9 protein-coding genes are annotated in these 12,404 nt (G+C 62.6%); all 9 read left to right on the top strand.

What is annotated here, in order from left to right; translation table 11 throughout:
- Positions 1-12 precede the first annotated feature (12 nt).
- The 9 genes from treZ (at position 13) to ACIPIZ_RS10550 (ending at position 12,387) form a co-directional block, all read left to right on the top strand.
- On the top strand, positions 13-1,815 hold the full coding sequence (gene treZ / locus ACIPIZ_RS10590) for a malto-oligosyltrehalose trehalohydrolase (RefSeq protein WP_122661314.1): 1,803 nt from the start codon (positions 13-15) through the stop codon (positions 1,813-1,815).
- Positions 1,812-3,890 carry a 4-alpha-glucanotransferase gene (malQ, locus tag ACIPIZ_RS10585; RefSeq protein WP_401165229.1) on the top strand — a complete coding sequence of 693 codons (2,079 nt, stop codon included), beginning with the start codon at positions 1,812-1,814 and terminating at the stop codon, positions 3,888-3,890. The genes treZ and malQ overlap by 4 nt, the downstream gene beginning before the upstream one ends.
- Positions 3,887-6,655 (top strand): malto-oligosyltrehalose synthase, encoded by a 2,769-nt coding sequence (locus ACIPIZ_RS10580; RefSeq protein WP_401165228.1) that lies wholly within the window; start codon positions 3,887-3,889, stop codon positions 6,653-6,655. The genes malQ and ACIPIZ_RS10580 overlap by 4 nt, the downstream gene beginning before the upstream one ends.
- A gap of 27 nt (positions 6,656-6,682) precedes the next feature.
- The gene (locus ACIPIZ_RS10575; RefSeq protein WP_122855137.1) at positions 6,683-6,997 is read left to right on the top strand and encodes a DUF2934 domain-containing protein; all 315 of its coding nucleotides are present in this window, start codon (positions 6,683-6,685) and stop codon (positions 6,995-6,997) included.
- A gap of 226 nt (positions 6,998-7,223) precedes the next feature.
- On the top strand, positions 7,224-9,383 hold the full coding sequence (gene glgX, locus ACIPIZ_RS10570) for a glycogen debranching protein GlgX (RefSeq protein ID WP_064391088.1): 2,160 nt from the start codon (positions 7,224-7,226) through the stop codon (positions 9,381-9,383).
- A 1-nt stretch (position 9,384) separates the two neighbouring features.
- Positions 9,385-10,383 carry an acyl-CoA dehydrogenase family protein gene (locus tag ACIPIZ_RS10565; protein ID WP_064391087.1) on the top strand — a complete coding sequence of 333 codons (999 nt, stop codon included), beginning with the start codon at positions 9,385-9,387 and terminating at the stop codon, positions 10,381-10,383.
- Entirely contained in the window at positions 10,380-11,138 is a 759-nt protein-coding gene (locus ACIPIZ_RS10560; protein WP_122855135.1) for a PIG-L family deacetylase, read from the top strand. The genes ACIPIZ_RS10565 and ACIPIZ_RS10560 overlap by 4 nt, the downstream gene beginning before the upstream one ends.
- Positions 11,135-11,734: an SAM-dependent methyltransferase gene (locus ACIPIZ_RS10555; RefSeq protein WP_401165225.1), complete on the top strand. Its 600-nt coding sequence runs from the start codon at positions 11,135-11,137 to the stop codon at positions 11,732-11,734. The genes ACIPIZ_RS10560 and ACIPIZ_RS10555 overlap by 4 nt, the downstream gene beginning before the upstream one ends.
- Entirely contained in the window at positions 11,731-12,387 is a 657-nt protein-coding gene (locus tag ACIPIZ_RS10550) for a glycosyltransferase family 2 protein (RefSeq protein ID WP_064391084.1), read from the top strand. The genes ACIPIZ_RS10555 and ACIPIZ_RS10550 overlap by 4 nt, the downstream gene beginning before the upstream one ends.
- Positions 12,388-12,404: the final 17 nt, after the last annotated feature.

Genomic DNA, 12,404 nt, shown 5'->3' with positions numbered 1-12,404 from the left:
AGGTTTTCAACGATGCCGTTACGGTCTACTGAAACCTGGCCCCACGGCGCGATCATGCTGGACGCCGAACACACGCAGTTTGCACTGTGGGCGCCGGATGCGTTTTACGTCAGTGTCGAGCTGGACAACGGCCAGTCCCTGCCAATGCTGCCTCAAGCAGATGGCTGGTTCGTGATCAAGACCCGCTGTGCGGCGGGTTCGCGTTATCGCTATAACATCGACGGAGAACTGGAGGTGCCCGACCCGGCTTCCAGGGCACAGGACGGCGACCTCGACCGTCACAGCGTGGTGGTCGATCCGCTGGCTTATCAATGGCGACACACGGCCTGGCACGGTCGGCCGTGGAGCGAAGCGGTGATCTACGAGTTGCACGTCGGTGCGCTCGGGGGATTCGCGGAAGTCGAACAACATCTGGCGCGCCTTGCGGGCCTGGGCATCACCGCCATCGAACTGATGCCGCTGGCGCAGTTCCCCGGCGAACGCAATTGGGGCTACGACGGTGTTTTGCCCTACGCCCCGCAAGCCTCCTACGGCACTCCGGAACAACTCAAACACCTTATCGACAGCGCCCACGGCCACGGCCTGGCGGTGATTCTCGATGTGGTCTACAACCACTTCGGCCCCGACGGCAATTACCTCCATCGTTACGCCAAAGGTTTTTTCCGCGAGGACAAACACACGCCGTGGGGCGCGGCGATCGATTTTCGTCGCGACGAAGTGCGCGAGTTCTTCATCGAAAACGCCCTGATGTGGTTGCTCGAATACCGCTTCGACGGTCTGCGCCTGGACGCGGTGCATGCCATCGAAGACCCGGATTTCCTCACGGTAATGGCCCAGCGCATCCGCGCGCAGATCGACCCGAGCCGGCATGTCTGGCTGACGGTGGAAAACGAACTGAACCAGTCGAGCCTGCTCGAATACGACTACGACGCGCAGTGGAACGACGACGGCCATAACGCCCTGCACGTGCTGCTCACCGGCGAAACCGACGCCTACTACGCCGACTATGCCGCACAACCCACCGAACAATTGGCGCGCTGCCTCAGTCAGGGTTTTGTCTTCCAGGGCCACATCACCCGCCATGGCGAACCGCGCGGCGAGCCCAGCGAGCACCTGCCCTCCACGGCGTTCGTGCTGTTCCTGCAAAACCACGATCAGATCGGTAACCGTGCGTTCGGCGAACGCCTGCATCATCTGGCCGATCCGCGCGCGGTGCAGGCAGCGACCGTGTTGTTGCTGCTGTCACCGATGATTCCGCTGATGTTCATGGGTGACGAGTTCGCCGCCGAGCAGCCATTCCTGTTTTTCACCAGTCACCACGGCGAACTGGCGGAACTGGTGCGCGAGGGTCGGCGCAATGAATTCGCCGCGTTCAGCGCCTTCACCGATCCGCACAAGCGCGAGCAGATTCCCGACCCGAATGGCGAAAAAACCTTCCACGCTTCACAGCCAAGGTTGATCGGTCATGGCAGCGAAAAACAGCAGGAAACCCTCGCGCTCTACCAAAAGCTCCTGCAATTTCGCCATCAATACATCATTCCCCATCTGTCCGGCACGCAAGCGCTCGGCGCGCATATGCTCGGTTATGGCGCGGTCAGTGCGCGCTGGCGTCTGGGCAATGGCAGCGAGCTGCGAATTGACCTGAACCTCAGCGACACGCCAGTGGTCAACCCTCCACAGACCGAGGCCGTGTGGTTGTTTCAACAGCCACCCACCGTCGATCTATCGGAATCGGGCGTACTGCCCGCGTATTGCGCGCTTGTCAGCCTCACGGCCGCAACCCCTTTGCAACCTCTGAATGGAGAGCGCCTATGAGCGATGCGCAACTGGAAATTCTTGCAAGCCGCGCCGGCCTCGCCGTCGACTGGATCGACGCCAACGGCCGCCCGCAAAAAGTCGCTCCGGCGGTGCTGCGCAATGTCCTGATCGGCCTCGGTCACCCCGCCAGCACGGCGCAGGAAATCGACGCCAGCCTGTTGGAACTGCAAGCCGTTCAACAAGATCGCCACTTGCCGCCGTTGTTGACCGCCGATGTCGGTGTCGGCGTCGATCTGGCGCGTTATTTCGCCCCGCAAACGCCGTGTGAAATCCACCTTGAAGACGGCTCGCGGCTGAACCTGAAACTCGATTCCGAAGCGATATTGCCGGGGCTGATCCCGGTCGGCTATCAACAGGTGCACATCAGCGATCAGTATTTCACCTTGGCCGTGGCCCCGGAGCGCTGCTTCAGCGTCGGCGATGCAGTGGATAATCCGATTCCCCGCGTCTGGGGTCTGAGTGCGCAGCTGTATTCGCTGCGCCGCCCCGGTGACGGCGGTTTCGGCGATACTCAGGCGCTGGAAGACCTGGTGCGCGTGGCCGGTGAACGCGGCGCCGATGCGGTGGCGATCAGCCCGCTGCACGCCATGTTCAGCGCCGATAACGGGCGCTACAGCCCTTATTCGCCATCCAGTCGGTTGTTCCTCAATTCTCTTTACGCAGCACCCGGGGCCATTCTCGGTGAGCGCGCCTTGCGTGATGCGATCGACGCGGCCGGCCTGGCCGAGCAGTTCGCGCAACTGGAAGACCTGACGCTGATCGACTGGCCGAGCGCCGCCGACGCCAAGCAGAAACTCCTGCAAGCGTTGTATGAAGGTTTCATCGCCGGTGAGCATCCGCTGCACCCGGACTTCGCCAGTTTCCGTCACGCCGGTGGCGAAGCATTGGAAAACCACTGCCGTTTCGAAGCGATTCAGGAAATGCGCGCCGCCCGTGGCGAGAACCTCGACTGGCGGCAATGGCCGGAACACTGGCACGACCCACGCGGCGCGGCGCTCGAAGCCTTCGCCGAAGAATATGCCGAGCGCATCGGCTATTTCGCTTTTTGCCAATGGCTGATCCACCGCTGCCTGGAACGTGCGCAAACCGCCGCACGCAGCGCCGGCATGGGCATTGGTCTGATCGCCGATCTGGCGGTCGGGGCCGATGGTGCCGGCAGCCAGGCCTGGAGCTTTCAGGACGAACTACTCGCCTCGCTGACCGTCGGTGCGCCGCCCGATATCCTCAACCGCTCCGGTCAGGGCTGGGGAATTTCCGCGTTCTCCCCCGAAGGCCTGATCCGTAATGGCTTTCGCGCGTTCATCGACATGCTCCGGGCCAATTTCGCCCACGCTGGGGGCTTGCGCATCGACCATGTGATGGGCCTGCAACGCCTGTGGGTGATTCCCAATGGCGCGGTGCCGGCCGACGGCGCCTATTTGTACTACCCGGTGGATGATCTACTGCGGCTGCTGACCCTCGAATCCCATCGTCATCAGGCGATTGTCCTCGGTGAGGACCTCGGCACCGTGCCCGACGGCCTGCGCGAGAAACTCATCGCCCGCTCGATGCTCGGCATGCGTGTGCTGCTGTTCGAACAGGACAACTGTCACTTCAAGCCCATCCTCGACTGGCCGGACAACGCCCTCGCCACCACCAGCACCCACGACCTGCCAACACTCAATGGCTGGTGGCATGGCCGCGACATCGACTGGAACGCGCGCCTGGATTTTGTCGATGCCAACGGTGAAATCGAATGGCGCCATCATCGCCAGCGTGAGCGCGAAGGTTTGCGCAGCGCCTTGAGCCAGGATCCGCAAAACTTTCGCGAGGAATCCCACGAGGCCGATCAAGTAGTCGATGCCGCTGTGCGCTTCCTTGGCCATACCCGCGCCCCCTTGGTGTTGCTGCCACTGGAAGACGCGCTGGGTATCAACGAACAGGCGAACCTGCCCGGTACCATCGACACACACCCGAACTGGTCGCGGCGCTTGCCCGGTACCAGCGAAGCGTTGCTCGATAGCGACGACGCTGCGCGACGGCTTGAGTTACTGGCGTGCGCGCGCCTTCAGGCGGCCGAGCGTGACCAATGAACCAAGCGCTCATCCAGCCACTGCGCGCGACGTTGCGTCTGCAGTTTCATAAAGGCTTCACCCTCGAACAAGCGGTGCCACTGGTGCCGTACTTTGCCCGGCTCGGCATCAGCCACATTTATGCCTCGCCGCTACTCGCCGCGCGTGCCGGCTCGATGCACGGCTACGACGTGGTCGATCCGACCCAGGTCAACCCGGAGCTCGGCGGCGAAGCGGCGTTGCGGCGTTTGGTCAGCACCCTGCGCGAACACAACATGGGGCTGATCCTCGATATTGTCTCCAATCACATGGCCGTCGGCGGCAGCGACAATCCGTGGTGGCTCGACCTGTTGGAGTGGGGGCGGCTGAGCCCTTATGGCGAGTTCTTCGACATTCAGTGGCACTCGCCCGACCCGTTAATGGAAGGCCAGTTGTTGCTGCCGTTTCTTGGCAGCGATTACGGGGTCGCGTTGCAGGAAGGCACGCTGAAACTGCGTTTCAATGCGCAGACAGGCAGTTTCCATGTCGAGCATTATGATCATCACTTCCCGATCTGCCCGAACGATTACGGCGAGTTGCTGAAGCCCGCGGAAGCGCTGAAACCCCTCGCGGATCGCTTCAGCACGCTGAGTTACCAGACCGATGCGCATGCGCTGGCGATCCCGCTGAAGGACGAGTTGCGGCAACTGGCGCGCGACCCGCAGATCCTTGCCGCGATTCAGCGCAACCTTGAGCATTTCGACTCGACCACGGCGGAAGGCTTTCAGCAGTTGCATCAATTGCTCGAACGGCAAAGCTATCGCCTCGCCAGTTGGCGCACCGCCGCAGATGACATCAACTGGCGGCGCTTCTTCGACATCAACGAGCTCGGCGGCCTGCGCGTCGAACGTCCGGCGGTGTTCGAAGCCACCCACGGCAAGATCTTCCAGTTGATCGCCGAAGGGCTGGTCGACGGCTTGCGCATCGACCACATCGACGGCCTCGCCGACCCGCGCGGCTACTGCCGCAAACTGCGCCGGCGCGTCGATCGGCTGGCACCGGGCAGGCACTTGCCGATCTACGTCGAGAAGATCCTCGGCGCCGGTGAAACCCCGCGCCGCGACTGGACGGTGGATGGCACCACCGGTTACGAGTTCATGAATCAGCTGTCGCTGTTGCAACACGATCCGGACGGCGAATACGTCCTCGGTGATCTCTGGCAACGCCGCACCGAACGCCCCGCCGCGTTCATCGAAGAAGCGCAACTGGCGCGTCAGCAGATCCTCAACGGCTCGCTCGCCAGTGACTGCGAAAGCGTCGCTCAGGCGCTGCTGCAAGTCGCCCGCGATGACCTGATGACCCGCGACCTGACGCTGGGCGCGATCCGCCGGGTGTTGCAGGCATTGATCGTGCACTTCCCGGTGTATCGCACTTACATCAGCGCCATGGGCCGCTCGGCGCAGGACGAGGGGTTTTTCCAGCAGGCCATGGACGGTGCCCGGCAAACCCTCAGCGAAGGCGACTGGCCGGTGCTCGACTGCGTGGCGAGTTGGCTCGGTGGCACACCGTGGCGGCGCAAACCGCGCGGCCGCTCGCGCAAGATTCTCAAGCATGCCTGCGTACGCTTTCAGCAACTGACCTCACCGGCAGCGGCCAAAGCCGTGGAGGACACCGCGCTGTATCGCTCGGCCGTGCTGCTGTCGCGTAACGATGTCGGCTACAACACCGAGCAGTTCAGCGCGCCGGTCAGCGACTTTCATGCGGTCAATCAGCAACGGTTGGATGAATTTCCCGACAACCTGCTGGCCACCGCCACCCACGACCATAAACGCGGGGAAGACACCCGTGCGCGGCTGGCCGTGCTCAGCGAGCGCAGCCATTGGTACGCGGAGCAGATCGAATTGTGGCGCGCCCTCGCCCGCCCGGTGCGGGTTGACGAGCAAATGCCGTCGAGCGGCGATGAACTGATCCTCTATCAAGCCTTGCTCGGCAGTTGGCCGCTGCAACTGCGCGATGACGATCAGGCCGGGTTCGCCGACTACGCCAAACGTATCTGGCAATGGCAGCAGAAGGCGTTGCGTGAAGCCAAGCTGCAAAGCAGTTGGAGTGCGCCGAACGAAGCCTATGAAAACGCCGCGCAAGCGTTCACCGAAAAACTCCTTACCGGAGAAGAAGGTGAACTGCTGCGCGCCGCGCTGAGCAAGACCGTCAACAGCATCGCCGCTGCCGGCGCGCTCAATGGTTTGGCGCAAACCTTGCTGCGCATGACCGTACCGGGGGTGCCGGATCTGTATCAGGGCAACGAGTTCTGGGATTTCAGCCTGGTCGATCCGGACAATCGCCGGCCAGTGGATTACGCCGCTCGCGAGCGAGCCTTGCAGGAGCCATTGCCACCTGTGGAGTTGCTGGCGAACTGGCGTGACGGGCGTATCAAACAAGCTTTGATCGCCCAGGTGCTGAACCTGCGCGTCGAGCATGCCGAGCTGTTTCGGCGTGGCAGCTACCAAGCCCTGGAAGTGCTCGGCAGTCAGGCGCACAACGTGCTCGCGTTTGCCCGCGAGCACGAGGGGAAGCAGGCCATCGTGATCGTGCCGATCCGTTGCGCCACGCTGCTGGAAAAAGGTGCTGTACCTCAGGTCGATGCGCTGCGCTGGGGCGATACGCGGGTGGTTTTACCGTTCGCCGCCTCTGACACAAACCTGAAGGGACTTTTTTCAAGCAGCGCAGTCACAAAAAACAGGGAGCTGAATATCAGCGACGCGCTGGGGGATGTCCCGGTCAATCTCTTTATCCAACACTTAACGTAAGCATGAGTTCAGTTCAGGAGCATTGCGATGAGTACCGACGATAAACGCATTCGCGAATTCGCCTATCAGATCTGGGAATCGGAAGGTCAGCCCGACGGTCAGGAAGAACGCCACTGGGAGATGGCGCGCAAACTGGCCGAAGCCGAGGCGCTGGCCCCGAAAAAGCCACCGAAAGCGGCTGGCAGCAAAACCGCTGGCAAGACTGCCGAAACCAAGGCGCCGGCCGCCAAACCGAAACCTGCGGTGAAAGCCAAGCCCGCCAGCGCCGCCAAAGTGATTCCCCCGGGCGAAAAAGCCGCCGAGAAAAAGCCCCGAGCGCCGCGCAAGCCTTCGGCGATCTAAAGCTTTAACGACGATTGAACTGAATGACCGTGTGGCGGGCTCGCTCGCCACCGAGGACGCGTTCGTCCTCAAGAAACACACAAAACCCCTGTGGGAGCGAGCCTGCTCGCGAAAGCGCTGGGTCAGCTAACAGAGATGTCGGATGTGCCGACGCCTTCGCGAGCAGGCTCGCTCCCACAGGGGAAACAGTGTCAACCGAACCATCCCGATTTTTGCAGGAGCAATCATGACCCGTCCAAACAAACCCGAGCCCACCGCGCACGCCGAGCCGTCGAGAATCCGTGAAGGCCTGCCCTTCCCGCTTGGTGCGACCTGGGATGGGTTGGGGGTCAACTTCGCGCTGTTTTCCGCCAACGCCACCAAAGTCGAACTGTGCATCTTCGACGATGCCGGCGAAGTCGAACTCGAACGCATCGAACTGCCGGAATACACCGACGAGATCTACCACGGCTACCTGCCCGATGCGCATCCGGGGCTGATCTACGGCTACCGTGTCTACGGCCCGTACGACCCAGCCAACGGCCACCGCTTCAACCACAACAAGTTGCTCATCGACCCCTACGCCAAACAATTGGTCGGCCAGCTCAAATGGTCCGAGGCACTGTTTGGCTACACCATCGGCCATCCCGACGCCGACCTGAGTTTCGATGAACGCGACAGCGCGCCTTTCGTGCCCAAATGCAAAGTCATCGACCCCGCACACACCTGGGGCAACGACCAGCGTGTCAGTGTGCCGTGGGACAAAACCATCATTTACGAAACCCACGTACGCGGCATCAGCATGCGTCACCCCTCGGTGCCGGAAAACGTGCGCGGCACCTTTGCCGGTCTGATGAATGACGATGTACTCAAACACATTCGCAGCGTCGGCGTTTCGTCGGTCGAGTTGCTGCCGATCCACGCCTTCGTCAACGACCAGCATCTGCTGCACAAAGGCATGACCAATTACTGGGGCTACAACAGCATCGCGTTCTTTGCCCCCGACCCGCGCTACCTGGCCAGCGGCAAAATCGCCGAGTTCAAGGAAATGGTCGCGCACCTGCACGAAGCCAACCTCGAAGTGATTCTCGACGTGGTCTACAACCACACCGCCGAGGGCAACGAGCAAGGCCCGACCCTGTCGATGCGCGGCATCGACAACGCCTCCTACTACCGCTTGATGCCCGACGACAAGCGCTTCTATATCAACGATTCCGGCACTGGCAACACGCTGGACCTGAGCCACCCGTGCGTGCTGCAAATGGTCACCGACTCACTGCGTTACTGGGCCACGGAAATGCACGTCGACGGTTTCCGCTTCGACCTGGCGACGATTCTCGGCCGTTATCACGATGGCTTTGACGAACGTCACAGCTTCCTCGTGGCCTGCCGTCAGGACCCGGTGCTGCGTCAGGTGAAAATGATCGCCGAGCCGTGGGACTGTGGCCCCGGTGGCTATCAGGTCGGCAACTTCCCGCCGGGCTGGGTCGAGTGGAACGACAAGTTCCGCGACACCGTGCGCGCGTTCTGGAAAGGTGATGACGGTCAGGTTGCAGACTTCGCCAGTCGCATGACCGCCTCCGGCGAGATGTTCAATCAGCGCGGACGCCGGCCGTATTCGTCGGTGAACTTCATCACCGCGCACGACGGTTTCACCCTCAACGATCTGGTTTCGTACAACGACAAGCACAACGAAGCCAACGACGAGAACAATCAGGACGGCAGCAACAACAATCTATCGTGGAACCACGGCGTCGAAGGGCCGACCGACGATCCCGAGATCAACGCGCTGCGCCATCGGCAGATGCGCAATTTCTTCGCCACCCTGCTGCTCTCTCAGGGCACACCGATGATCGTCGCCGGCGATGAATTCGCCCGCACCCAGGACGGCAACAACAACGCCTATTGCCAGGACAGCGAGATCGGTTGGGTCAACTGGGACCTGAGCGAGGATGGCAAGGCGCTGCTGAAATTCGTCAAACGTCTGATCAAGTTGCGACTGGCCTATCCGATCCTCCGTCGTGGCCGTTTTCTGGTGGGCGAATACAACGAAGACATCGGCGTCAAGGACGTCACCTGGCTGGCGCCGGACGCCACCGAGATGACCACCGAGCATTGGCATGACGCACACAATCGCTGTCTCGGCATGTTGCTCGATGGTCGCGCGCAGGAAACCGGGATTCGCCGCAAAGGTGGCGACGCGACGCTGCTGCTGGTGGTCAACGCGCACCACGACATCGTCAATTTCACCTTGCCGCAAGTGCCTGACGGCGGTTTCTGGACGTGCATGATCGACACCAATCAGCCGTCGATTCGCGGTCAGGAACGTTTCGATTTCGGTCATGAATATTCCGTCACCGGGCGCTCACTGCTGCTGTTCGAGCTGCAACACGAAGAAGAAGATTGATATGGACTTGCACAGTTATCTCGCCCGGCGCCCGCCGGACTACGCCAATACCACCGCCCTCGGCAGTTGCCTGCGGGCGATGGTCGAGGCCGGGCATGACCGTTTGCCGCTACCCGGCAGCGGTCGCACCCTGGAACGTTTTCAGCACTTGGCCGATGTCGGCGGGCATGATCTGGGCCTGTGCAAACTCTTCGAGGGGCACACCGACGCACTGGCAATCATCGAGCAACTGGGCGGTTCGCCGACGCCCGGCAGTACGTGGGGCATGTGGGCTGCGGAGCCGCCGCAGGCTCGGGTCAAGGTTTCGGCGGCCGGGCACATGGTCGCGCTGCACGGGCGCAAGGCCTGGTGCTCCGGCGCGGCGGTACTCAGCCACGCCCTGCTGACCGCGTGGGACGCTGACGATCAGCAGCAACTGGTCGCCGTCGCCCTCGATCAACCGGGCGTGACCATCACCGATCAGGGTTGGCAAGCGGTGGGCATGGCGGCGACCGGCAGCGTCGAAGTGGTGTTCGAAGGCGCCGAAGCACAGGCGATCGGCAACCCTGGCGACTACCTGCAACGCCCGGGGTTCTGGCAAGGCGGGATCGGCATCGCTGCCTGCTGGTACGGCGCCGCACGGCAGCTTGGCGAAAGTCTGCGCCAACACTGCGCGCGACGCGAAGAAGCCCACGCCCTCGCTCATCTCGGCGCGGTCGACACGGCTTTGCAGGCTGGCGCTGACGTCTTGCGCTTCAGCGCACTGCACATCGATGCCCATCCCGAGGACGACGCCGAATTGCTCGCGCGGCGGGCCCGCGCGGTGGTCGAGCAATCGGCCGAACAGGTGATGCGCGAAGTGGGCCGAGCCCTGGGTGCCGGGCCGTTTTGCAAAGACCGGCATTTCGCCCGGTTGATCGCCGATCTGCCGGTGTTTCTGCGGCAAAGCCACGCCGAACGCGATCTCGCCGCCCTCGGCCAACTGATCACCGCGCAATCGGATGAGGTATGGACGCTATGAGAACCAATCCAATCGTCGGTCAGGGAACATCCCTGCATCAATGGCAAAGCTCACGACATCTGGCGGAGCTCGACAGCATCGACATCCTTAGTCTGGTGCCGCCTGGCTCACGCGCGGTGATTGTCGCGCCGCATCCAGACGATGAAGTGCTCGGCTGCGGCGGTTTTCTGCAACGGCTTGCCGCTGCCGGACGTGCGCTGCAACTGATCTCGGTCACCGATGGCAGTGCCAGCCATCCCGGCTCCGCGCGCTGGCCGGTGGCACGGCTGAGCGTGGTACGTGCGCAGGAGTCCGCCGAGGCCCTGCGCCGACTCGGCCTGCCGATGCATCGTTTGAAGTGGCTGCGCGCGGGTTTCACTGACACACAGGTGGCCGCTGAAGAACCCGCCTTGCGCGCCTTCATCCAGCGGCATCTGCGCGCCAACGATGTGCTCTTCACCACCTGGAGCGAAGATGGCCATTGCGACCATGAAGCCGTCGGCCGCGCCAGTACCGAAGCGGCGCGGCTTGTCGGTGCGACCTGCCACGAACTGCCGGTATGGACCTGGCACTGGGCAACGCCGGAAGACGCTTTGGTGCCATGGCAGCGGGCGCGCAAGATTCTCCTGTCTCCCGAACAGATCGCGCGCAAGCGTCACGCCGTGCACGCTTTCGCCAGCCAATTGGAGGGCGACGCCGAATCCGGACTGGCGCCGGTGCTTGCGCCTTACGTGCTGGACCGGCTGCTGCAACCGTTCGAAGTGGTGTTCTTGTGAGCGTCGAAGACCGCTATTTCGAAGGGCTGTTTGCCGGCAACGATGATCCGTGGGCGTTTCGCCAGCGCTGGTACGAACAGCGCAAACGCGCAATCACTCTCGCCGCCCTGCCGCGTGCGCACTATCGGGCGATTTTCGAACCAGGCTGCGCCAATGGTGAATTGAGCGCCGAGTTGGCAGTCCGTTGCGACCGTCTGCTGTGTTGCGACACGGCGAGTGCGGCCGTCAGTCTGGCGCGTACCCGACTAAGCCTGTTCGATCACGCCGAAGTCCGGCAAAACCGCTTGCCGGACGACTGGCCGGAGGAAAAATTCGACCTGATCGTATTTAGCGAAATCGGCTACTACCTCGACAGCAAGGATCTGACAGAAGTGATCCGTCGGATCAGTCACAGCCTGACCGCTGACGGTCAATTGCTCGCCTGCCACTGGCGGCCGCCGATCGATGACTGCCCGCTGAATGCGCGACAGGTACACGACCTGATCCACGAACAATTGCATCTGCCGCGACTGGCGCTGCATCAGGAAGCCGATTTCATTCTTGAGGTGTGGAGCCGCGAGCCACGTTCAGTGGCGGCACTGGAGGGTTTGCGATGATCGGCATCCTGATCCCGGCGCACAACGAAGAGGCGCTGCTCGACGATTGCCTGAGCGCGGCGATGCGCGCCAGCAGGCACGGACTGCTGGCTGGTGAGCGGGTCGAGGTGTTGGTGGTGCTCGACAGTTGCACCGATCGCTCGGCGCAGATTGTCAGCCGTTACCCGGTGCAGAGCCTGCACATTGAGGCGCGCAATGTCGGTCAGGCGCGTGCCGCCGGGGCGCAGGTTCTGCTGGAACGCGGTGCCCGCTGGATCTCCTGCTCGGATGCCGACAGTCGCGTGGCCGACGATTGGCTGGTGGCGCAACTCGGCTTGGGGGCAGACGCGGTGTGTGGCACCGTGACGGTCGAACACTGGCCGGAGTCGTTCGCCGAAGCCGCGCAAATCCGCTATCACAGCCAGTATCAGGCCCGCGATGACCATCGGCACATCCACGGTGCCAACCTCGGCATCAGCGCCGACGCCTATCGCTGGGCCGGAGGCTTCCCGCCGCTGGTGTGCGATGAAGATGTGCAGTTGGTCCGGCAACTGCAATTGTCCGGTGCCGACATCGCCTGGAGCCATCGCCCGCGAGTGCATACCAGCGCCCGCCTCGACAGCCGCGCCCGTGGCGGATTTGGTGACTACCTGCGAAATCTGGCACAGCTTTGACAAATAAATCCGGATCA

This window comes from Pseudomonas sp. NPDC087690 (assembly GCF_044743175.1).
GTDB lineage: Bacteria > Pseudomonadota > Gammaproteobacteria > Pseudomonadales > Pseudomonadaceae > Aquipseudomonas.
This window is presented reverse-complemented; position numbering and strand designations above follow the sequence as displayed.

Coding starts and splice junctions, on each gene's coding strand:
- ACIPIZ_RS10565 (WP_064391087.1), top strand. CDS start 9,385: ATGGACTTGCACAGTTATCTCGCCCGGCGCCCGCCGGACTACGCCAAT.
- ACIPIZ_RS10560 (WP_122855135.1), top strand. CDS start 10,380: ATGAGAACCAATCCAATCGTCGGTCAGGGAACATCCCTGCATCAATGG.
- ACIPIZ_RS10550 (WP_064391084.1), top strand. CDS start 11,731: ATGATCGGCATCCTGATCCCGGCGCACAACGAAGAGGCGCTGCTCGAC.
- ACIPIZ_RS10575 (WP_122855137.1), top strand. CDS start 6,683: ATGAGTACCGACGATAAACGCATTCGCGAATTCGCCTATCAGATCTGG.
- malQ (WP_401165229.1), top strand. CDS start 1,812: ATGAGCGATGCGCAACTGGAAATTCTTGCAAGCCGCGCCGGCCTCGCC.
- glgX (WP_064391088.1), top strand. CDS start 7,224: ATGACCCGTCCAAACAAACCCGAGCCCACCGCGCACGCCGAGCCGTCG.
- ACIPIZ_RS10580 (WP_401165228.1), top strand. CDS start 3,887: ATGAACCAAGCGCTCATCCAGCCACTGCGCGCGACGTTGCGTCTGCAG.
- treZ (WP_122661314.1), top strand. CDS start 13: ATGCCGTTACGGTCTACTGAAACCTGGCCCCACGGCGCGATCATGCTG.